General features: G+C 53.9%; 22 protein-coding genes. 10 read left to right on the forward strand and 12 right to left on the reverse strand.

The features are described from left to right. Positions 1–11: 11 nt before the first annotated feature. The 4 genes from HB779_RS20920 (at position 12) to HB779_RS20935 (ending at position 4,087) form a co-directional block, all read left to right on the forward strand. A complete protein-coding gene (locus tag HB779_RS20920) occupies positions 12–887 on the forward strand; it encodes a carbohydrate ABC transporter permease (protein WP_188346271.1) in 876 nt (291 codons plus the stop codon). Continuing rightward, positions 880–1,728: a carbohydrate ABC transporter permease gene (locus HB779_RS20925; protein WP_188346272.1), complete on the forward strand. Its 849-nt coding sequence runs from the start codon at positions 880–882 to the stop codon at positions 1,726–1,728. Before HB779_RS20920 ends, HB779_RS20925 begins: the two co-directional genes overlap by 8 nt. 70 nt (positions 1,729–1,798) lie before the next feature. Beyond that, entirely contained in the window at positions 1,799–2,104 is a 306-nt protein-coding gene (locus HB779_RS20930) for a phosphoribosyltransferase family protein (RefSeq protein WP_371823956.1), read from the forward strand. Between the two features lie 258 nt (positions 2,105–2,362). Continuing rightward, a complete protein-coding gene (locus HB779_RS20935) occupies positions 2,363–4,087 on the forward strand; it encodes a radical SAM protein (RefSeq protein WP_188346274.1) in 1,725 nt (574 codons plus the stop codon). 131 nt (positions 4,088–4,218) lie between these two features. Here HB779_RS20935 and HB779_RS20940 read toward each other — a convergent pair whose 3' ends face one another. The 3 genes from HB779_RS20940 to HB779_RS20950 are packed head-to-tail and all read right to left on the reverse strand — an operon-like array spanning position 4,219 to position 5,058. Beyond that, positions 4,219–4,542 carry a DUF982 domain-containing protein gene (locus tag HB779_RS20940; protein WP_188346275.1) on the reverse strand — a complete coding sequence of 108 codons (324 nt, stop codon included), beginning with the start codon at positions 4,540–4,542 and terminating at the stop codon, positions 4,219–4,221. Between the two features lie 28 nt (positions 4,543–4,570). Further along, complete coding sequence (locus HB779_RS20945; protein ID WP_188346276.1) at positions 4,571–4,819, reverse strand: DUF982 domain-containing protein; 249 nt, start codon at positions 4,817–4,819, stop codon at positions 4,571–4,573. Then, a complete protein-coding gene (locus HB779_RS20950) occupies positions 4,819–5,058 on the reverse strand; it encodes a hypothetical protein (RefSeq protein WP_188346277.1) in 240 nt (79 codons plus the stop codon). Before HB779_RS20950 ends, HB779_RS20945 begins: the two co-directional genes overlap by 1 nt. 133 nt (positions 5,059–5,191) lie before the next feature. Here HB779_RS20950 and xth point away from each other — a divergent pair, with 133 nt between their 5' ends. Beyond that, a complete protein-coding gene (gene xth / locus HB779_RS20955) occupies positions 5,192–5,971 on the forward strand; it encodes an exodeoxyribonuclease III (RefSeq protein ID WP_188346397.1) in 780 nt (259 codons plus the stop codon). Between the two features lie 94 nt (positions 5,972–6,065). Here xth and HB779_RS20960 read toward each other — a convergent pair whose 3' ends face one another. Beyond that, a complete protein-coding gene (locus tag HB779_RS20960; protein WP_188346278.1) occupies positions 6,066–6,335 on the reverse strand; it encodes a hypothetical protein in 270 nt (89 codons plus the stop codon). After that, positions 6,316–6,513 (reverse strand): hypothetical protein, encoded by a 198-nt coding sequence (locus HB779_RS20965; protein WP_188346279.1) that lies wholly within the window; start codon positions 6,511–6,513, stop codon positions 6,316–6,318. The genes HB779_RS20960 and HB779_RS20965 overlap by 20 nt, the downstream gene beginning before the upstream one ends. 295 nt (positions 6,514–6,808) lie before the next feature. Between HB779_RS20965 and HB779_RS20970 the strand changes: the two genes are divergently transcribed. Beyond that, positions 6,809–8,899 (forward strand): catalase, encoded by a 2,091-nt coding sequence (locus HB779_RS20970; RefSeq protein WP_188346280.1) that lies wholly within the window; start codon positions 6,809–6,811, stop codon positions 8,897–8,899. Between the two features lie 256 nt (positions 8,900–9,155). Beyond that, positions 9,156–10,064, forward strand: coding sequence for a hypothetical protein (locus HB779_RS20975; RefSeq protein ID WP_188346281.1), 909 nt, complete (start codon positions 9,156–9,158; stop codon positions 10,062–10,064). A gap of 136 nt (positions 10,065–10,200) precedes the next feature. Here HB779_RS20975 and HB779_RS20980 read toward each other — a convergent pair whose 3' ends face one another. Further along, positions 10,201–11,202: a DNA topoisomerase IB gene (locus HB779_RS20980; RefSeq protein ID WP_188346282.1), complete on the reverse strand. Its 1,002-nt coding sequence runs from the start codon at positions 11,200–11,202 to the stop codon at positions 10,201–10,203. 235 nt (positions 11,203–11,437) lie between these two features. Between HB779_RS20980 and HB779_RS20985 the strand changes: the two genes are divergently transcribed. Together HB779_RS20985 and ligD are read left to right on the forward strand one after the other, a co-directional pair. After that, the gene (locus HB779_RS20985; RefSeq protein WP_371823952.1) at positions 11,438–12,286 is read left to right on the forward strand and encodes a Ku protein; all 849 of its coding nucleotides are present in this window, start codon (positions 11,438–11,440) and stop codon (positions 12,284–12,286) included. A 3-nt stretch (positions 12,287–12,289) separates the two neighbouring features. Further along, positions 12,290–14,836, forward strand: coding sequence for a DNA ligase D (gene ligD / locus HB779_RS20990; protein WP_188346284.1), 2,547 nt, complete (start codon positions 12,290–12,292; stop codon positions 14,834–14,836). Positions 14,837–14,842: 6 nt separating this feature from the next. Here ligD and HB779_RS20995 read toward each other — a convergent pair whose 3' ends face one another. The 3 genes from HB779_RS20995 to HB779_RS21005 form a co-directional block, all read right to left on the reverse strand. Continuing rightward, positions 14,843–15,649, reverse strand: coding sequence for a Ku protein (locus HB779_RS20995; protein ID WP_188346285.1), 807 nt, complete (start codon positions 15,647–15,649; stop codon positions 14,843–14,845). Positions 15,650–15,807: 158 nt separating this feature from the next. Beyond that, positions 15,808–16,437 carry a L,D-transpeptidase gene (locus HB779_RS21000; RefSeq protein ID WP_244642794.1) on the reverse strand — a complete coding sequence of 210 codons (630 nt, stop codon included), beginning with the start codon at positions 16,435–16,437 and terminating at the stop codon, positions 15,808–15,810. A gap of 16 nt (positions 16,438–16,453) precedes the next feature. Beyond that, positions 16,454–17,491, reverse strand: coding sequence for an EscU/YscU/HrcU family type III secretion system export apparatus switch protein (locus tag HB779_RS21005; protein WP_188346286.1), 1,038 nt, complete (start codon positions 17,489–17,491; stop codon positions 16,454–16,456). A 166-nt stretch (positions 17,492–17,657) separates the two neighbouring features. Here HB779_RS21005 and HB779_RS21010 point away from each other — a divergent pair, with 166 nt between their 5' ends. Then, positions 17,658–18,422, forward strand: coding sequence for a lipopolysaccharide assembly protein LapB (locus HB779_RS21010; protein ID WP_256440680.1), 765 nt, complete (start codon positions 17,658–17,660; stop codon positions 18,420–18,422). 8 nt (positions 18,423–18,430) lie between these two features. Here the strand turns inward: HB779_RS21010 and HB779_RS21015 are convergent, their stop codons facing one another. The 3 genes from HB779_RS21015 to sctV all read right to left on the reverse strand — a co-directional run bounded on the left by HB779_RS21015 (position 18,431) and on the right by sctV (position 22,364). Then, the gene (locus HB779_RS21015; RefSeq protein WP_244642798.1) at positions 18,431–18,802 is read right to left on the reverse strand and encodes a hypothetical protein; all 372 of its coding nucleotides are present in this window, start codon (positions 18,800–18,802) and stop codon (positions 18,431–18,433) included. A 73-nt stretch (positions 18,803–18,875) separates the two neighbouring features. After that, positions 18,876–20,147: a type II and III secretion system protein family protein gene (locus tag HB779_RS21020; RefSeq protein WP_244642800.1), complete on the reverse strand. Its 1,272-nt coding sequence runs from the start codon at positions 20,145–20,147 to the stop codon at positions 18,876–18,878. A 105-nt stretch (positions 20,148–20,252) separates the two neighbouring features. Continuing rightward, a complete protein-coding gene (gene sctV / locus HB779_RS21025; RefSeq protein ID WP_188346289.1) occupies positions 20,253–22,364 on the reverse strand; it encodes a type III secretion system export apparatus subunit SctV in 2,112 nt (703 codons plus the stop codon).

Genomic DNA, 22,364 nt, shown 5'->3' on the forward strand with positions numbered 1-22,364 from the left:
GTAGGACGCGCATGACTGATTTGACCGTATCAACCCCGCTGTTACCCTCAGCAGAATTGGTAAAGGCCGGAAGGTCCGGTAATCCATGGGCGCGTGGGCGGCTTCCGGTGCTTCTGCTGTTTCTGCCGCCAGCTATCCTGCTCTTTACCCTCTTCGTTATTCTGCCGATGGGTGAAGCGGCCTGGTACAGTCTTTATCATTGGAATGGGTATGGCTCGCCACAGCAATTCATCGGATTGCGCAATTTTCAGGTCCTTTTCAACAATGCAGCGTTTACCCAGGCGCTGTGGAACAATGGTCTGATCATTCTGGTGTCGATAGTGATCCAGATTCCACTGGCAATTTGGTTGGCCATGATGCTCGCCCATCGCATTGCGGGTGTTGTGGTGTTCCGTCTCATCTTCTTCCTGCCCTACATTCTGGCAGACGTCGCAGCGGGCTTGATCTGGCGCTTTGTCTACGACGGTGACCGCCACCTAGCGATTTATGCGGTACTTGCCGTTATCGTCTGGAAATATTTCGGCTTCCACATGATGCTGTTTATCGCCGGACTGCAATCGATAGACAAAAGTGTGCTGGAAGCGGCCGAAATAGACGGCGCAACCGGCTGGCAAAAGTTCCGCCATGTCACCCTTCCTCTCCTGGGTTCAACCGTACGCCTGTCGATCTTTTTTGCGGTAATCGGTTCGTTGCAGCTGTTCGACATGATCATGCCCCTCACGGGTGGTGGTCCGTCCAACTCAACGCAAACCATGGTGACTTTCCTTTATACTTACGGCGTCACCCGTATGCAGGTTGGTCTGGGCAGTGCGGTCGGCGTCGTCCTCTTCGTCATTTGTGTCACCCTCGCCTTTGGCTACAAACGGATATTTATGCGCAATGACTGATGCAGATACCTCCACGCGCACAAGCGTAGCCACCCGCGTCTATCTCTATGTCGCGTTGTCGATCATTGCCGTTCTGGTGCTGATCCCGCTTCTGACAACCGCGCTTGGCGGATTCAAGTCACTGGGCGAACTTCGCACCAACCCGTTCGGTCTGCCATCGACATGGTATTGGTCGAACTACACGGATATTCTTTTTGGTGACCGCTATTGGCGGCAAATGGTCAATTCTCTTATTATTGCTGCTTTGACCGTATTTCTGACCCTGGCCGTCTCGGCGATGGCAGCTTTTACTTTTGCTCATGTCCGGTTTTTCGGCTCCGGCTTTTTGCTGAACTATTTTCTCGTGGGGCTCATGTTTCCGGCAGCGACCGCCATCCTGCCTCTGTTTATCCGCATCCGCGATCTTGGGCTCCTTGACTCCTACTGGGGCGTTGTCCTCCCACAGGTCGCCTTTGGACTAGGCATGAGCATCCTGCTGTTTCGCAACTATTTCCGCAATCTGCCGGAGGAACTGTTTGAGGCCGCCTTCATCGACGGTTGCGGCTATATTCGTTTCTTCTGGTACATTTCACTTCCCCTTGCCCGTCCCATCATCGCAACGGTTGGCATCATCTCGTTCGTAGGGAGCTGGAATAGCTATATCCTGCCCCTCATCATGCTGAACTCCGAAAGCAAGTACACATGGCCGCTTGGGATCATGGTGTATCGGGGCGAATACGGCACCAATTGGCAACTTGCGCTAGCCTTTATCACCCTTACAATTCTTCCCACGATCATAGTCTTTTTCATTGCCCAGAAACATATCATTGCCGGGCTGACGGCTGGCGCCGTCAAATCTTAAATCGAATGTGCTGGAGTGACCACGCGGTGTCGCGTTCTCCCGTGATGACCCCAGCTTCGGCTATCCCTCCATCACCAGCTCCGGCCATACGAAGCAGCTTTTCATTGATCCCCGGATGTTGCCGCTTCTGTCGGGCAAGCGCGTGGCGCTGATTGACGATGTCATCAGTTCAGGAACATCGATTGTTGCAGGCCTGAACTTGCTGAAACTCTGCAATATCGCTCCGGTCTGTATCGGCGCGGCCATGCTGCAATCCAGCAGATGGATCCCCCTACTCAATACCGTTGACCCACGATGGCCTGCTTTCACCCGTGGCGTGATCAGGTCACCTATACTGAAACTTGATGCAATGGGCGGCTGGCTTCCCGAAAGCTGATACTAGCACCGAAATTTACGGTTCGATTTTTGGGTTTGGGCGACTTTGTTCGAGGCGTTGTGTAGAAAGGCATCAAAATATTTGGGTAATAAGACCCGTAAATAGCCATTCCCATTCTTGCTATACTGACATCGTGGTAACATTTAAGAAAAACTCTGCCATACTCAAGAAGAAGCCAAGAAAATACTGGCAACGCCTCATGATAAACGCTAGGCTTCATTTAATATTCCATGAAACTCCTTAATATAGGCCCCTTTCATGCTCGATGTTCACCTGATCAGGCCAACGCGTTACGATCTCGACGGCTACCCGTTGCAATGGTGGCGTTCTCTCGTCCCAAGCAATTCGCTTGCCTGCCTGACCGGCATCGTCGAGGATGCGGCAACCCGCAACGTGCTCGGCGAGGGCGTCGGCATCACCGTGCATGCCCGGGATGAGATTCACGCTGATATCAGGCTTGAGGATATTATCGCCGCAGCTCGGCGCGGAGACCGCACGGTTTTTGTCGGGCTTGTCGGGGTCCAGACCAACCAATATCCGCGTGCGCTCGATATTGCCCGCATCCTCAGGCGCGAGGGCATTGCGGTCTGTATTGGCGGGTTCCATGTCTCAGGTTGTCTGGCGATGCTGCCGGGGCTGACACCGGAATTGCAAGAGGCAATCGATCTGGGAGTGAGTTTGTTCGCTGGCGAGGCCGAGGATGGCCGCATCGATGACGTGCTGCGCGATGCCTATGCGGGCACGCTCAAGCCGCTCTACAATTACCTCAAGCACACGCCTAATCTGGCAGGCGCTCCGGTTCCGGTTACCGCCGAGGCTGATATCGAGCGCAGCGTCGGAAGGTTCTCAAGCTTCGATCTTGGGCGCGGCTGCCCCTTCGAGTGTTCGTTCTGCACCATTATCAATGTCCAAGGCCGCAAGAGCCGGTTCCGCACGCCAGACGACCTGGAGCAGATCATCCGCAATAATGCTGCCCGTAACGTTACCCGCTTTTTCCTTACCGACGACAATTTTGCCCGCAACAAGAACTGGGAACCCCTGATCGACCGGGTGCTCAAATTGCGTGAAGAGGGACTGCGTATCAGCTTCACCATCCAGGTCGATACGCTTGCCCATCATATTCCGAACTTCATCGAGAAAGTTTGCCGGGCGGGCGCGAACCAAATCTTCATAGGGCTCGAAAATATCAACTCTGACAGCCTCGAATACAGCAAGAAACGCCAGAACCGCATCGAGGAATATCAGGAAATGTTCATGGCCTGGCGTCAATCCGGCGCCTTGATCACCTGCGGTTATATTATTGGATTCCCGAACGATACCTATGACTCCATCATGGCCGATATCGAAAAGATCAAGGAAACGATGCCTATTGATATCCTCTATGTGAATTTTCTGACGCCTCTTCCCGGGTGCGAAGATCACCGCAAGGCGATCGATCGGGGCGACTGGATTGATGGAGACCTCAACAAGTTCACACTCTCGCATCGGGTCACGCATCACAACCGCATGACGGATGAAGACTGGGAGGCGGCCTACCGCGATGCCTATGCGAGTTTCTACAGCTGGGAGCATATGGAGCGCATTCTCAAGCGGCGCCATGTTCTGGGCGCCCCGGCACCGCTGACGACGATGCATCGCCTCATTTGTCATCGCGAGACCCAGCGCCTCGAAGACGTTTCGGCGATGGAGGGCGGGATATTCCGGATTCGCCGCCGCCGTCAACGCCGGCACGGCATGGCAATCGAACCGGCAATTTTGTTCTATCCAAAGATCGGCTGGAAAAGCGTCCACGCGGTTGCAGGCATCCTGGCGACTTATGTACGGTTGCGCTTGATGCGAAAACGCATCCGCGCCAATCCCGCCAGAGGAGCCTACAGGGATGCATCCCTGCAGATAGCCGGTACTGCGGGCGCGGATTTCGGGATATTGCAAACACGCCTCACGGAGCACGCGGAACGGCGCATCAAACGGGCCAACGCATAATCGATGCCAGTGTCATCCAATTGAATGAACTTGGAGGGCAGAAAGCCGTGGCCTGCGTTTAAGGGCGGCATATATCGTCATGATTGAGCTGTGACACCGTGACGAGAGCCTCTGACGCGGATTGAAACGCGTCAAGATTGCTTGTTGGGCTCATGGGCAGATATTTTCTGCTCGATCGCTGGGGCGATCATTTGCGGGCCTGTCCGCTCCGCGACCAGTATATGAATTTCCTGCGCCGCTTCCACAAAGGCAATTCGCGCATTGTGGCCGGATGTTGTGCCTGCAATAGCACTTCGACATGCTTCACAGGCAGCGGCATGTCTTGCAGTTGGGTTTTTCGACCAGTGTTGCGTGAGCAAGGTCAGAGCATCGCGGGCATCGCGCACCACAAGTATGCGTCCGCTCCGCGCTGATTTCACGGTGACATAGTCAAACGTGTTCTTTTCCATAATCATGAAATGTTCAATCGGGGAAGTTGTTCCATCAAGAACCATTCACAAATATATCGGCGGTCTTCGCTGCCTCAACGAAAGCGGCCCTTGCGTCCATTATGCTTTGCTGCCCCTCCATCGCATCCAGACATACCTTTTGCGCAGCAAGATAAGTCGGTCCATGCCGGGCGGGCCAATCGATCAACAAAAATTCGGCCGCTTCTTCCACCGAATGAATAATCCTTTGCTCCCCCGAACTCTTCATTTCTATTGTAACGGGCTCAAAGAGGAGGGTGTGCATCAGCACGGCTCCACGCCGGCGTGTTGCGCCTTCTCGGTTACGAGAGAGTCAATGGCTCGCCGCACTTCATGATAGCTCCAGCCGCTTATCTCGGCTTCGTCAGCAATAACCCGAATATCGCTCGTCGAGACTTCTCCCAAAAATCTCTCGCGCAGGACTTCCATGCAGTGATCATGGCGTTGCTGAGGCGTTTTATATTCGTGAGGAGTGAGCGGGCCTGCGATTGTCGCATATATCATAATAGTACCTCCCTTTAATCGACTCCCTAACGCCGCGCGGCAGGTTCAGTTCCACATGGCGAGCCTTGCCGGCCACCGCCGGAACGTTTCAGGCCGATGGGCATTTGACATGGAGGAGCAGGAGTACGGAGCCGTGAAAATCGCAACTTTCAACGTTAACGGGATCAACGGGAGGCTGCCTGTACTACTGAAATGGCTCAATGAATGTGAACCGGATGTGGTTTGCTTGCAGGAGTTGAAAGCGCCGAACGAAAAGTTTCCGGCAGACGAGCTCGAACGGGCGGGTTATGGGGCGGTTTGGCATGGGCAAAAAAGCTGGAACGGTGTTGCCATTCTGGCCCGCGACATGGTTCCCATTGAGACCCGCAGAGGATTGCCGGGAGAGCCTGGAGACAATCACAGCCGCTATATCGAAGCCGCGATCGATGGCATCGTCATCGGCTGCATATACCTTCCCAATGGCAATCCTGCCCCCGGCGCAAAGTTCGATTACAAGTTACGTTGGTTCGAACGGCTGACGGCTTATGCGGCCGAACTGCTGGCTCTTGAAGTCCCGGTGGTGCTGGCCGGTGACTATAACGTCATGCCGACGGATCTGGATGTTTATGCCCCTGAACGGTGGCGGGATGATGCGCTGTTTCGTCCGGAGGTCCGAACAGCATTTCACGAGCTGGTCGCGCAGGGATGGATTGATGCGTTACGGCACCTTCACCCGGATGAACGCGTCTACACTTTCTGGAAATACTTTCGCAACGCATTTGCCCGCGACGCAGGTTTGCGGATTGACCATTTCCTTGTCAGTCCTGCGCTGGCGCGAGGTCTCAATCAAGCAAAAGTGGACAGAACAGTTCGTGGTTGGGACCATGCAAGCGACCATGCACCGGCCTGGATAGAACTCAACAAATCAAAATAGTTTCAAGGAGAAACAATCCATCATTGCGTTTCGAGGATTGGCGGCAATTTCAACTTGCCGACACATCCCTCAATGCCAGTGCTTTCGCCGCATTCTAATCGTTGAAACGACGGCCCTCCCGCTCGGGATCGCGGGCGATTTCACGCTCCTCATCGTCATCGGGCAAGGCCTCGTCACTTTCCTGATACGAATTATCGTCATCATCCTCGGATAAATCGCCTGCGTCCTCCGACTCCACCAGGTGCTCGCCTTGAATTGCCAGTTCGTCCTCTGCAATCCTATCTTCATTCAAAAATTGATCTTCAATTTCTTCCGGCTCAGGGCGGAAAGTCGATCTGTCTTTATCATCGGGTTTCGTTGGCATGGAATGAATCCTTTGTTTCAAGTTCGGTCAAGCGATCGGCCGGTTCTTCACTGCGCATGGAATTATGCATCTGCACTCGCGATGAGTTGACACCGCGCACTTGCATTGCAAGAGCGATCACAGCGCCAAGCACAACGGGACCACCCACCAGAGCAAGTACCCATAGAAAATCTTCCATCACCGGGTTCCTTCCCCGGCAGACTGGTCGAGGGCATGCGGGGCAGGCTTGCCTCGGGACGGCTCCTGAATCGGTACGAGCCAAAAATATGCTGCCAAACCTATGATGAGGACAGCAACTCCGATGAGTACTGGTTGCATACGCATTTGTGCCTCCGGTTTTATGGATAACCGTGCAAGGGCGAGATGGTTCCAGATACTCTGCCGCGCCTGTTATTTCTCGTTGCCTCTGCAATCAGGAACCATAGCTGTCATGCGCCGTTAGACTGTATTCAATCAAACCGGAGCATTTTCTCATGAAAAGCACATTCGACACCGATCGAGGCAATGGCGGCGAGACCCATCAACATGTGCCGGAGAAAGGTCCACATAATGCCACGGACCATCTGACGACAAATCAGGGCATCCGGGTCAAAGACAATCAGAACAGTTTGAAATCCGGCGAACGTGGACCAACATTGCTGGAAGATTTCGTTCTGCGCGAAAAGATCTTTCATTTTGACCACGAACGTATTCCCGAACGCATTGTTCATGCCCGTGGCTCGGCCGCACACGGATATTTCGAACTTTATGAATCATTGGCTGACATCACAAAAGCTGACATCTTTCAGCGGGCGGGTGAGAAAACCCCGCTATTTACGCGATTTTCCACGGTTGCCGGTGGTGCAGGGTCGGTTGATACGCCCCGGGATGTCAGGGGATTTGCTGTCAAGTTCTATACCAAAGAAGGAAACTGGGACCTCGTCGGCAACAATATTCCCGTCTTCTTCATTCAGGATGCCATCAAGTTCCCGGATTTGGTGCATGCGGTAAAGATGGAAGCTGACCGCGCGTTCCCGCAAGCCGGAAGTGCCCATGATACATTCTGGGATTGGGCATCGCTGATGCCGGAGACGACCCACATGTTGATGTGGGCCATGTCCGATCGCACCATTCCCCGGTCGCTGCGTATGATTGAAGGTTTCGGCATTCACACCTTCCGGCTGGTCAATGCGAAGGGCAAATCGACTTTCGTCAAATTCCATTGGAAGCCAAAGCTTGGACTTCAGTCGACGGTCTGGGATGAGGCATTGAAGCTTCAGGCGGCAGACAATGATTATCATCGCCGCGATCTCTGGGAATCCATCCAATCCGGCAATTACCCGGAATGGGAGCTTGGCATGCAGTTGTTTGATCAGGAATTTGCTGATGCTCAGCCCTATGACGTACTCGATGCCACAAAGCTCATTCCCGAAGAGGTCGTTCCGATCAGGCTAGTCGGGCGGATGGTTCTTGACCGCAACCCGGACAATTTCTTTGCGGAAACCGAGCAGGCTGCATATTGCCCGGCCAACATTGTTCCAGGCATTGATTTCTCCAATGATCCCCTTCTTCAAGGCAGGCTCTTCAGCTATCTCGACACACAAAAATCCCGGCTCGGGACCGCAAATTTTCATCAGTTGCCCATCAATGCACCGAAATGCCCGGTCATGAATTTTCAACGGGACGGTCAGATGCAAATGAATGTTCCCAAGGGACGTGCCAATTATGAGCCAAACAGCTTGGCTGATCACAACGAGGAAGGCGGCCCGCGTGAATGCCCGGTGACGGGTTTCAGCACATTCGAAGGACGGCCTGAGCATAGCGAAGAGGGTGACAAACTGCGCATTCGTGCCGAACTGTTCGCCGATCATTACAGCCAGGCGCGTCTGTTCTGGCAGTCGCAACAGCCTGCGGAACAAGCTCATATCGCGTCGTCATTTGTCTTCGAATTGTCGAAAGTGGTTCTTGAGCAAGTCGCGCCACGTATGGTCGCCAATTTGCGCAACGTCGACGAGGATCTGGCGAAACGTGTTGCAAATGGTCTTGGTATAGACTTGCCGAAAAAGAACGTCGCTGCGCGTGCGCCCGTCGATATGGCTCCCTCACCTGCTCTGAGTATCCATGCCAATATGAAGGAGACTTTGGCAGGCCGCACGATTGCCGTGCTTGTAGCAGACGGTACAGATGCTGTAGCTTTGGCCACACTTAAAAAATCCATCGAGAAAGCCGGCGCCACATGTGCAGTCGTGGCTCCAAAGATCGGTGGAGCAACCCTGTCCGATGGCAAGAAAATGAAAGCCGACGGTCAGTTGCAGGGCTCGCCCTCGCAGCTGTTTGACGCAGTTGCCGTTTTGACAACGAAAACCGCAACTGAAACTCTTTTAAAAGAAGGAGCAGCACTCCAATGGGTGATGGATGCCTTCGGACATTTGAAAGCGATTGGATACACTGCCGACTCCAAGCCGTTGCTTGATAAAGCGGGCGTTACGCCTGATGAGGGTGTGACGGATGTTACCAAAGGTTTCGTGGAAGCAGCCACTAAGCGATACTGGGCACGCGAGCCGAGTGTACGTACCTTGGCCTAAGACTATGGCTTCAACAACGCCATCATGGCGTTGTTGAAGCCCGCTTTATGTCCGCATGGAACCAATTGCCCGCAATAACCCTTTAATGAAGAGCGGGAGACAGAAGCATCTGTTCTCCGCCACAGAGGCAACAATGCCTTGGCACATTAAAAACATGCAGGAGGTTTCTATGGGACGCGGCATTCTTCTTTGGCTACTCGGAGTTCCACTTCCAATCATTCTTATCCTCTTCCTGTTCATGCGATAGGAGAGCGATATGTCCCTCACAGAATTAAACGCTGGGGCAAGTTCCGGCATAGAATCCAGTGCAAGCGCCGTCAGCTGGGGACCGATCATCGCCGGTGCCGTAGCAGCCGTCGCAATCACGATCCTGCTTACACTCTTGGGCTCGGGCTTCGGATTGACCATGGTCTCACCTTGGGCTTCCGAAGGGTCGTCAGCGGCAACCTTTGCAGTCTCAACGGCCATTGGCCTCATTGTCATCCAGTGGATTTCAGCTGGCGTTGGCGGTTACCTGACGGGGCGGCTACGGACGAAATGGTCTGGTGTCCATAATGACGAAGTGTACTTTCGCGATACGGCACACGGCTTTATCGCTTGGGCTTTGTCGACGTTGTTTATTGTTGCAGTCCTTGGATCGGCAATCACATCAACCATCAGCGGCGGCGTTCACACTGCGGCGACAGTCGCTTCGGGTGCGGCAGGCGCGGCAACATCGGCTGCGGGATCAGCTTCCAACGATTCCTCAGTAACCTATTTCGTTGATAGTCTTTTGCGACCCGCAACCATACGGTCCGGTTCGTCTGAAGGATCCGAAACCGCCACATCACAGGTCTCCCGCATTCTGCTGAATGCTGCAGCGACAGGAACACTCCCTGCAGACGATCGCACTTATCTCGATCAGGTCGTAGCCGCACGCAGCGGTTTGTCGGAAGCAGATGCCAAGGCACGTGTGGATGCAATCCTCGCCCGCATTGAAGCCGCAAAAACAACGGCGAAAGAAGCCGCTGACAAGGCACGCAAAGTTGGCGCAACCACAGCGTTCATGGGCGCTTTCTCCTTGCTGATCGGTGCATTTATTGCAAGCGTTGCTGCGGCACTTGGCGGTAAACAGCGCGACGACGATGAAGCCTATTCGTCCGGGTCAAAGACCGCGTATAAATAACTCACGTGGTGATATCAAAGGCCGCTTGTCCAAATTGGCAGGCGGCTTTTTTGCGCCCCGCCATCACCGGATATCAAACAGCTTGATGCTCCGGTTAACACACCGCAGGTTGGGGCTCAGACACTGGTCTTGTCACTTAGCAGCGCTCAAGCAGACGCATGAGCGCTGTTTCAGCCATGTTCAGGCCTTTGCGAAAAGGTCCACGCAATAGGGAAAAGGAGAGTTCATTACGAATGAAGGCTTCTGTTACAAGCGGATGAACGTAACTTGACCGTGTCACTGCCGGGGTATTGCGCAAAAAGGTGCTTACATCCCGCATCGCTGCAGCAATTGCCCGCTTTTTTGCCGTGTCGGTTTTAGCATCAACTCCGGCAAGGAAAGCCAGCGCCCGCGCCGAACCATGAAAGGTGCGGAAGTCCTTTGCGCTGACTTTGGAGCCGGAAATTTCCCGAAGATACTCGTTGAGTTCTGTCGCCTGCAGCGCGCGCCAGCCCTGTGCCGTCTGATATTGAAAAAGTCGGCCGCGACGTGAAAACGTTTGCAGCCCCCTAACCAGTCCCTTGTCTTCCACAACAACGAAATTCTTCTTTTTTGATTTACCGGCAAACACAAAGCGCGCGACATTCCCTTCAATTTTAAGATCGCTCTTTTTGAGCGTGGCTATGCCACGGCCACCATCCTTTGCATATTTCTCATGCCCTGCGCGGAATACACTTTTGTCCACAAGCTTCACCGCAAGAGCGACAATCGATGCCTTCGAGTTCTTTTGCTGGATGGCTCGCGATGTCCGTTTGCGAATGAGAGGCAATGCTTTTCCGAAAGCGAGAAGACGCTGGGTCTTGATCCGATCTCGAACATCCACCCATTTGGAATGATAAATATATTGACGCCGTCCGAGGTCGTCCTGTCCGACAGCTTGAATGTGACCGTCTTCTTCTTCACAACATCGAACAGAAGTCCAGGCGGGTGGGATAACCAAGGCGTCAAAACGTTTCCTGAGAACCACGCTGACGGCGCGTCCACTATTTCTGATGTAGGTAATCCCTTTAGAAGATGTATGCCGGCTTATTTCAAACGTATCTGGATCGACGATTTTCAATCCTAATGCAGTTGCTGCTTCTCGGTATTCTGGCTGCATGTGTGCCCTTTTGATAACCAAAGACCTTTCTGTGCAGAAAAATAGTATCGCTCACTGTTTTTCCTCACTCCTTGGAACAGAAGCTACAAAGAGGGATTTGGTTCCCCGGCAACTGCATCGATAGAGAGGCCCGTCGTCTTTACGCATTTCTCCCGGGCCTAAGTAATCAAACGTCGTGTTGAGGAACAAAATCGCGTCAAAGACATTTTCCATTATGGAAACAAGGAGTGTTCCTGTGCCGCGTGCCAATTGGAAGGGATTCCTCAAAATTGCCGAGCTTAGCTGCCCGGTAGCCCTCTATACTGCCGCCTCCACATCGGATCGAATTGCCTTTCATACGCTAAACCGGGCCACTGGACATCGGGTCCGCAGGCAATACATTGACAGCGAAACGGGAAAACCTGTCGAATCCGAAGATCAGGTCAAGGGTTACGAAATAGGCAGCGACGATTATGTCGTATTGGAACCGGACGAAGTGGCTGCGGCTGTTCCTGAGAGTGACAAGACATTATCCATTGAAGCCTTTGTCAAAGTCGATGCCATAGACGATGTCTATATGGATAAGCCCTACTATCTGTCTCCCTCAGACTCATCCGCGAATGAAGTATATAATCTTGTTCGCGAAGCCATGAAATCCACGCAATCGGTTGCGCTGGTACGAACGGTTCTGTTCCGGCGAATGCGCACGGTTCTCATCCAGGCCCACGACAATGGACTGATCGCGACGACGCTTAATTTCGATTACGAGGTACGTTCCGCGAAAGACGCTTTTGACAGTATCCCTGAAATGAAAATCAGCGGTGAAATGCTGGATCTGGCCAAGCACATTATTGGCACGAAAAAGGGCACGTTTGATCCTGAGCAGTACGATGACCGCTACGAAGCAGCGCTTGCCGATCTGGTCAAAGCCAAAATGGAAGGCAAAACACTTACTGTTCCCAAACGCGCAAGCGAAGCCAAGGTTGTCGACCTCATGCAGGCGCTGCGTGAAAGTGCGGGTATCAAGGCTGGGAAATCCAGCACCAAAGGTCAAAAGAAATCCGTGAAAAAGCCTGCAGCCTCCACGCAGAAGAAGGCGGGCTGATCCATGGCCGTATTGGAGACATACCATCAGAAGCGCGATTTTTCGAAAACGCGTGAACCCAAGGGCTCGAAAGGCAAGAAGGCCGGAAACAGTTTCGTCATCCAGAAACACGATGCTACGCGCCTGCACTATGATCTGCGGCTGGAGATGGACGGTGTGATGAAAAGCTGGGCTGTTACACGCGGCCCAAGTCTTGTGCCAGCTGAAAAACGTTTAGCCGTTCACGTGGAAGATCATCCGATTGAATACAATGCGTTCGAGGGGACCATTCCCAAGGGCGAATATGGTGGCGGCACTGTCATCATTTGGGATCGCGGTTATTGGACGCCTGTTGATGACGCGGCCAAGGGATATCAAAAGGGTCATCTCGAATTCGAGCTGCATGGTGAGAAGCTGCATGGCCGCTGGCATCTTGTGCGCATGCAGCGCAAGCCACGGGAAAAGCGTGAGAATTGGCTGCTTATCAAATCCGAAGACGATGCGGCACGGGACGCAAGCGATCCTGATATACTGGAAGAACGGCCGGAATCTGTCAAAACGGGCCGTGTAATCGATGAAGTCGCGGGCGAAGAGCCGGGATGGTCGTCAAAAACTGGGAAGATTAGCGGAAAAAAGCGGCACCTTAAGTCGCCGAAGACACCGGCATCAAAGACTGAGCAGGTCGAACTCGATCCTTCCGAGTTGAAAGGGTCCAAAAAGGGAGCGCTGCCGCGCTTCATTGAGCCAACCCTTGCCACGCTGTCACAAAAGCCACCCGCAGGCGCAGAATGGATTCACGAGGTCAAGTTTGATGGCTACAGACTGCAGGCGCATATCCATGCGGGGAAGATCAAGCTTTTCACCCGGACTGGCTTGGACTGGACGGCAAAATTCGGCAAGGAATTGGTTTCCGCATTTCAGGCGCTGCCTATTGGCAATGGGCTCATCGATGGCGAGCTCGTTGTCGAAAACGCCTCCGGCGCATCAGACTTTTCCGCTCTGCAGGCAGCGCTGAGCAATGATGACAGCAGCTGTTTCCGTTTCTATGCCTTCGATCTGCTTTACCTCGATGGCTACGACTTGAGAGCTGCACCATTGATCGAACGAAAATCGCTCTTGCAGCAGGTTGTCGGATCGGACGAAGGCTTGATCAAATACAGCGGTCATTTCGAAGAGGATGGCAAACTTGTCCTGTCCCATTCATGCCGCCTTGGTCTGGAAGGCATCGTATCCAAACAGCGCGATGCTCCCTACCGGTCGGGACGCGTGAAGACATGGATAAAATCCAAATGCTCGTCGCGGCAGGAATTTGTCATTGCCGCATACACGCCGTCATCGGCATCACGCAAGGCAATCGGCTCACTGGTCCTTGGCGTCTACGCAAAAGGCAAGCTTGAACATGTGGGTCGTGTCGGCACCGGTTTTACTGCACAATCGGCGGGAGAGCTGTTTCATAAACTCAGCGGGCTGCGCATTCAGGAAAGTCCCTTTGCTGAAAAGCTGAGTGCGATCGAGAGCAGGAATATCCGTTACATCAGGCCGGAGCTTGTAGCTGAAGTTGAGTTTCGCGGGTGGACGGCCGACGGAAGCCTGCGTCACGCTTCGTTTCGCGGATTACGGGAAGACAAGGTAGCAACGGACGTCATCAGGGAAACGCGCAAAATGTCTGCCACACCCAAACAACCGAAACGGACAGTCCAACTCACGCATCCCGACCGTATTTATTGGCCGGATGCGGGTGTCACCAAGGAGGGACTGGCTGATTATTACACGGAGGCCTGGCGGTACATCGAACCTTTCATTGCAGGCAGGCCGCTGGCGCTTTTGCGCGGTCCGTCCGGCATCGACGGACAGCTGTTTTTCCAGAAGCATGCATGGAAAGGCCTGAATGCCAATATCGATCTGATCAAGGATCCAAAGGACAAGGCGGGCGAGCCGCTTATCAGCATCAATGATCTGGATGGGCTCATGGCTCTGGTTCAATCCGCCGTGCTGGAAATCCATCCATGGGGGTCAACACTCAAGGATTGGGAACACCCGGATATGATCATCATGGATCTGGATCCGGGTCCAGATGTCGGCTGGCAGACTGTCATTGACGCTGCATTGGAAACCCGTGACAGGCTCAAGCAGTTTGGCCTCAAATCCTTTGTTAAAACATCAGGTGGAAAAGGACTGCATGTGGTTGCGCCGCTCCAGCCGAAAGCCACATGGCCAACCGTCAAAGCCTTCACCAAAGCCATCGCCGATGCCATGGCTGCCGATGATCCTGACCACTATGTTGCAACGGTGACGAAATCAAAACGGCAGGGGAAAATTCTGATTGATTATCTGCGCAACCAAAGAGGTTCGACCGCTGTCGCGCCCTATTCGACGCGGGCACGTGCAGGTGCACCTGTTTCCATGCCGCTTGGTTGGGATGAACTCGATCTTTCCATCGGACCAGCCTATTTCACTGTCGGTAACGCGATGACGCGCATCGACGCATTGGCCAGCAATCCGTGGGAGGATTTCCACAAAGCGGCGAAGCCACTGCCAGCGGCAAAGCCCGGCCGCAAGCCAAGCTCATAGGTTGGGTCAGCGCTTCTTCGGGGCCTTGGCTTCGGCAGCGAGACTTTTCTTCAACGCGTCCATGATATTGACGACATTGCTTGGACGTTCCGGTTGGACTTCGGCTTTCGGAGGCTTCTTCCTGCCCTTCTTTCTCGCGCTGATAATATCCAGCAGGCGATCCTGAACCGGATCATCCAGCATCAATGTATCCCAGGGTTTGGTTCGTTCCTTGATCAGATCGGTCATAAGACCAAGGGATTTTGCGTCGGGTTTTGCGGTCTTTATGTCACCGAAATATTCGCTCTTGTTGCGCACCTCGTCGCCATAGCGAAGCGTCCATACAATAATGCCCTTATCTCTTGCTTCCAGCATGACCGCGCGCTCCCGGCGATAAAGTACAAGGCGGGCTATGCCAACAGTTTTCGTGGCGGCCATGGCATCTCTTATGACAGAAAATGCTTCTTCACCGACGGGATCGTCAGGCAGGAGATAGTGGGGCTTGTCGTACCAGATCCATTCAATACTATCGCTTGGAACAAAGACATTGATGTCGATGGTCCGTGTGCTTTCCAGAGCGACGGCCTGTAATTCATCATCCTCGAGCATGACGTACTCGTCTTCGCCGCGCTGATAGCCCTTGACCTGATCATCATCGTCAACGGCCTTTCCACTGACTGAATCGATGTATTCACTGACAACGCGATTACCGGTTGTCCGGTTCAGGGTGTGAAAGCGGACTTTCTCATTCTCCGTGGTTGCCGGCATCATCGTCACCGGACATGTGACCAATGACAATTTCAAATAACCCTTCCAGAAAGTATGTGGCGCCATAGCGGATACTCCGACAATCCTATGAAACGACCCACATACTGTTCGGTTCCACCTGGTCAGGACAAGATCGTGGTACCATTGATCCCGAAACTTCCGCTACAGTCAGCCCTGTGCACGACCGGACCAGGCAGTTTGATTTTTGGCGCGTTCATATGCCTTCACATCACGACCACTTTCGCGCCAATCCTGACGCGCTCGTAGAGGTCGTTGACGTGACTGTTTAACATCCGGAAACATCCGGAAGACGATGTTGTTCCGATGGTTTCTGGTTCATTCGTGCCGTGGATACGGTAAAGCGTTTCACCTAGGTAAATAGCGCGCGACCCCAAAGGATTGTCCGGACCGCCGGACATGGAAACCGGCAAATCCGGACGCCGCTTCAACATGTCGGCAGGCGGCGTCCAGTTTGGCCACTTTGCCTTGCGGCTCACTTGCTCAACTCTATGCCATGCAAACCCTTCACGCCCGACACCGATCGGATAGATGAGCGCCTTGTCTCCAAGAACGAGTAAAAGCGACATCTTCTGCGTATCGATGATGATCGTTCCCTCGGCTTCATTGCCTGAATATGTGACATATCGCGGTGCTTCTACGGGGGCCGCGCGATGCTTTTGCCGCATGGTGCCGGGATTGGACTCGCCAAACAGAAAGTCCCTGTATTCGGGTGAGATGGCGTTGGCGCGTTCAGTCCGATAGCCGGAGTCTGGATTGGTCTGCGCATGCGAGGCTTGAGCGCTGAAAAAAAGCGCGAGCATAACGAGAACGGCAGAATACTTTAATGATGGCAAGGGTTGTCTCCCGGCGTTAGATAACCTTGGCTGCGACGAGATAATTGGCGACGGCGCTGAATCTGCGCTCCGGTACCGGTGTACCCAGGCTCACGGCTTCCAGATCCAGTGCGAGCTCTTCGTCTTCGTACATCGGAATTGCCAATGTCTGAGCTCTGGCCAACATCACCTGATAATTCTCCGGCGTAGAACGACAGGTCAGAACCGGCACCGGCGTCTCTCCGGCGGCGTAGCGTATGCCAATAACAAGACGGTCGCGGCTTATGATCAGAAGCGAGCTGTTCTTGAGACCAACCTTCACCGCACTGGTTGCGCGCCGCTCCGCCAACCGCTCGCGCTGCACGGCCGGGTCACCTTCAATATCCTTGCGTTCGCGCTTGAGTTCGCTTTGCGTCATTTGCATTTCGCGCAAAAACAGCCAGCGCTGCAAAAGAACGTCGAACGCCCCAACAATCAGAAAGGCAATGACCGACGTGATGGCCAAGGGGCGAACCATCGCCCAAAACGTTTCCTGTGTGCAGGCGCCGCCACAGGAAGGCGACTGGAACAACGCCTCCAAACCCGACCGGAACACGATGATGAAAGCCACGCCAAGCAACGTAATTTTGACAATCCCCTTCAAGAACTCAACGACGCTCTTGAGGGAAAATATCCGCTTGAAACCTGTCGTTGGACTGATACGGCTGAAATCTGGCTTCAACGGATCTGAAGAGAACACAAAGCCACCAGTGATTGCAGCATTTGTGACTATGATGATGGCAATTGTGATAATCATAATTGGCAGAACAGACGTCAGAAATCCGCCGATCGCTATCCGGGTCATCCGATACAAGACATCCGCGAATGGCTGTTCGTAAAATCGCGATGCTTCTTCAAACATGGTTTCAGCACGAAACTGTAGCGATGCCAATATACTGGAAAGAAACACGATTCCACCGAGCAATGTTGCGCCGGACACCATATCCGTGCTGTGCGCCACCTGCCCTTTTTCACGGGCGTCATCAATTTTCTTCTCTGACGCCGGCAGATTTTTTTCTTCACTCGTGTCGGTCAAGGCTCATATCCGCGTTTCGCTTCGCCATTTGTGCCACAAACAACCATACTCACAAAACAAAATATGAAACTTGTGAAACTGCCTTCATATGCGCTATTGAGTTAGCTCTGAATATTCGTGGGGGGGGGGAGTCGCATGGCACTATATTGGGTGAATGCCTTGGCTTATGGGGGGTGCATTGCTCGCTCTATCCGGCTGCAACACCTCATCCCAGACACAACAGCCGCAAATGACCGATCAGGCCCGGCTGGTGAAGCTCGCCGCCGATGTCGAGCGGCGCGGCGACAGCGGAACAGCGCTTGCACTGTATGAACGCGCGGCAACCTCTTCCACAGATCCGGCCATCCAATTGCGGCTGGCGAAAGCACGGGAAGCTGTCGACGATTTCGAGGGCGCCGAAACCGTCTATCGTACCATCCTGACCGCAAACCCCAACAATGCCGAAGCACTCACAGGCTTGGGATCGATCCAGTTGCAGAGCGGGGATGCACAAGGTGCCGTTCGCTCGCTCAATGCGGCGGCAACGCAGAAACCGTCCGGCCGAACTTATAATAAGCTTGGAACAGCCTATATCCTGCTGGGTCAAACCGACAATGCTGAAACGGCATTCAGCAAGGCGCTTACAATGGAACCGGGCAAGCTCGATACCCGGACAAATCTTGCATTGGCTCAGGCCATTGGCGGAAAATTCCCGGTCGCGACCTCGACAATGCAGGAGGTGGTTGCTTCACCCTTGGTCGAGAGACGGCAGCTGATCAATTACGCAGTTATTTTGCGTATGTCCGGCCGGGCCGATGAAGCGCGGGCGGTTCATGTTCCAGAGATGACGGCTGCCGGCAAGGAAACCATCCTGCGACAGGCAGCCAATGCAATCTCCATCAAAGACCCCGCTTCCCGTGCCAAAGCGATCGGTATGATCGCATCAGGATAACGGCGAATTCAGATGCCGCCGAGATTGGTGGTGGATTGGGTTGGTTTGCTGCCTGTGCGCTCATCCCCCTCAATAATGCGCTTGGCGGCCCGCGCCACGGGCGCAGCCATGGCGGGTCCCATATCCCGGCCGCGCACCAGATCGCTTTCCTTTTCGGCCATCAATTGAAGGTTGAGATTATTGGCGCAGCCTGACGGCAGATAAAGCGCATCTGCCGTGTTGTCGGGCGTTGTACATGCATCGGGCACAAGCATGCGTCCTTCAGCAACGGCGCCCGGCTTGTCATAGCCTTTCCGTACAACTTTGCCATTACCGCCAGCCGCAACCGGGCCGGTGGAGACATAGTGATAGTTGGGAGAATAGGGTTCAGGCTGAGTCATGCATCCGCCTACACCAAGAACGGCAAGCAACACGGCCGGACAAAGGACCTTATGCGGGATAACCATCATATTCTTAATCTCCCACATAGAACCCATATCCTTTTTTCGTAACCTGCCGTTTTTTGGCAACCGGCGCTGACAACACACCTCCGGGACTATCCAGTGGCGTCTTCAACGATCTGTCGGATCGCGGCTGAACAAGATAGGGCGTAATAAGGATGACAAGTTCAGTCTCGTTGCGTTGAAACTTCCGCGATTTGAACAGGCTTCCCAGAATGGGGACGTCACCCAAAATAGGCGTCTTCTCCAGCTCCCGTGTTTCCTCCCGTTGAAAGAGGCCAGCTATGGCGAATGTCTGGCCGCTGCCGATTTCAACAGTGGTGTCCGCCTTGCGAACCTTGAAACCCGGAACGCTGACCCCGCTGATGGTCACGCCCGTAGCAGCCGAGATGGTGCTGACCTCCGGCTTTACCTGCAGAGAAATGCGGTTGTTGGGAAGAAGCGATGGCGTGAACTGCAGCGATACGCCAAATTGCTTGTATTCGATACCGATCTGTCTGTCGCCCGCCGGGACCGGGATCGGAACTTCGCCACCCGCAAGGAAACTGGCAGTCTGTCCCGTCACTGCTGTGATATTCGGCTCCGCGAGCACCGTCAAAATGCCGTTGTTCTGAAGCGCATCAAGCAGGACATCGACGTTCACATTTCCCGTCCCCAGATGCCCGCTGATCCCGCCGGTGCCCGTCTGGAGTGGATTGCCCTTTACAATGCCGAATGAAAACGAACCGCTATCAATCAGGGCACTCCAGTTAAGGCCGTAGCGCTCCAGAGAATTGCGCGAAACCTCGGCAAACCGCACGCGGATGTTGACCTGATTGGCGCCCTGAATCGTGGTGTTGTTGACCGGGGGAACACCGGGCTTTGCATAGGATTGGATTACAGACTCGGTGTCCACCGCCTCGCCCACCGAGCGGGCTTTCCCCGTCGCAACCGTCTTCTCACCAAACAGCTTCACATCGATAATCGTGTTGGGCTGCAAGGTCTTCATAGATTGCTTGGCGGGATCGGTATTGCCTGAGATGATCAGCTTCATCGTACCGCGCAGACTCTGGTCTGCATTGAGTGCGATAAGATTGGTGGTGCCGACAGCAGAGCCAAATACATAGATGGCTCCCGGCGAGACAACGCGAACATCGGCAATCTGCGTATCGGCCACGAACACTGACTCGACAGGCTGATCAAAGCGGATGATGACGCCCTGCCCCTGGGTCAGCTTCAATGGCTGGCCGGTCATTGCATCAACGCTGATCGTTTGCGCAAACGCGGTTCCGTTCACGAGCATCATTGATATCACGCCCAGAAGCAGAGCTGCGAGCCTCATGCCAAAGAGCCATTTCCTATTGCGTATAAAGTCATTCACTAGTCTGGGTCCCCCGACCTTGCTGCCGGTCTATCCGGCTGTTTCCGTCTGGTCATTACGTTCCGCCGTCAGTGATGACGGCTTGTCCGGTGCAGGAAGTGCGATTGTAGCCAGTGACTGCACGTTAAATTCCGAGGCAATTTCCTGATAAGAAAGCACAGGGATATCCACGTTCTGACCAGCGAGAATACTGAAAATCTGCCGGCGGATATCGATTGACGTCAGTATAGAACGCTTCAACATCGGGTCGCCGGAATTCAGCAATGCAGTCACCTGATCGATAAGCGGTTTCAGCACATCATCCTGTATATAGTTTCCTTGCCTTAAGGCCGTTCTGATAGCCTCTTCGATCTGCCGGGTCAGGATGAACACCGGAATGATCCGGTTCTTCTCAGCGCGCCGGTGGCTGATCTGACGTGACAGGCCGCCTCGCACCAGCTCTGCCATTTGATGTGCACTTTCAATCTGTGGCGCATTCTCGACGATTGTTTCCAGGATCGCCCGCATATTGGTAACGGGCACATCCTCCTCGACAAGGCGGCGCAGAACTTCCGAAATTTTTTGTACGGAAGAGACTTCAACCGCCTCTTTCACCAGCTCGCCATACTGGCTTTCAGAAGCGGCAAGCAAAGCCTTCGTCTCCTGTATGCCCGCGAAATGCGAGGCATACCGGCGCAGGGCATGGAACATAATTTCAAGCAGAACCGCGTCCGGTGCGTAGAACGTAACACCCGCATCAATCAGTGATTGCTCGTGCTGTTTGTGTACCCAGAAGGTGGGCCTGCGGCCAATGAGCGACCCGGCATCCTCATAATCGATGCTCATCAAGTCGAGATCGGTTGCTGTATCCAGCACAAGCAGGTGCTCGGGCTCAATCGCACCCTCGACGATAGGCACTCCTTCGAGGTCGATGCGGAAATCATTTTTCTCGCCGTCTTCCGTCAGCAAAAGCTGCGCCTGCGGAATATTGATGCCAAGATCGATAAAGATACGGCGCTTGATCGTATCAGCACCCGTTGCAAATTTTTCCGCAGAAATCGCCTTGCCCAGGTCTTCGCCGAGCCAGACCGCAAGGCGCGACATCGGTTCGCGGGACGGTTCTGGCGTTTCAAGCGGGACTTCCTTTGCTTCCTTCTCCAGCGCAAAAACGGCACTCTCCGTCTTGATCTGGCGCTTGCGAAAAAATGCGAGCCCTCCTGCTATCGCAGCCAGCGATAGAAAGACCATAACGGGCATACCCGGGACAAAGGCAAGCAGGAACAGAATAACCGCAGCCAGTGAAATCGCGCGGGGATCAGCGCCAAGCTGACCAATGATTTCGGATCCAAGATCCTGGTTGCCATGGGAGGCGACGCGCGTCACAACAGCGCCGGATGCAACGGATACCAGCAGTGCCGGTATCTGGGCTATCAGGCCGTCACCAACCGTCAGCAGGGAGTAGGTATGGGCCGCTTCGCCGAACGACAGCCCGCGCTGCCAGATACCAATGCTGAGCCCGCCAATCAGATTGATACCGATGATGAGGATGCCGGCAATGGCATCGCCCTTGATGAATTTCATCGCGCCATCCATGGCGCCGTAGAACTGGTTTTCCCGCTCGAGGTTCTGGCGTTTGACCCTGGCTTCGGCGGCATCAATGTCGCCGTTGCGCACTTCATTGTCGATGCTGATCTGTTTGCCGGGCAGAGCATCAAGCGTGAAGCGTGCGGCGACTTCCGCCACGCGCTCTGCACCCTTGGTAATAACCACGAATTGAGCGACGGTGATCACAAGGAAAACAACAAGACCGACGACAATCTCACCACCCACGACGAAATTACCGAACGTGTTGACGACATCGCCAGCGTCGGCCTGAAGCAGGATAAGACGCGTTGTGGTGATGGTCAGAGACAGGCGAAACAATGTTCCCAACAACACCACTGATGGCAGAGCGGAGAATTCGACAGGTTTGGAAATGTAAAACGCGACGATGAGCACCATTAAGCTGAAGGCGAGATTGATGCCAATCAGCACATCAACCATAACGGTTGGCAGAGGCAGGATCATCATGCCGATTGCCAGCAGCACCATGATGGCGACGACCAGATCGGTACGCTTCGCCGCCATGCGGGCCAGTTGGTTGAGGTGCAACAGTATCTTCAT

This window comes from Phyllobacterium sp. 628 (genome assembly GCF_014189505.1).
Taxonomy (GTDB): Bacteria; Pseudomonadota; Alphaproteobacteria; order Rhizobiales; family Rhizobiaceae; genus Phyllobacterium.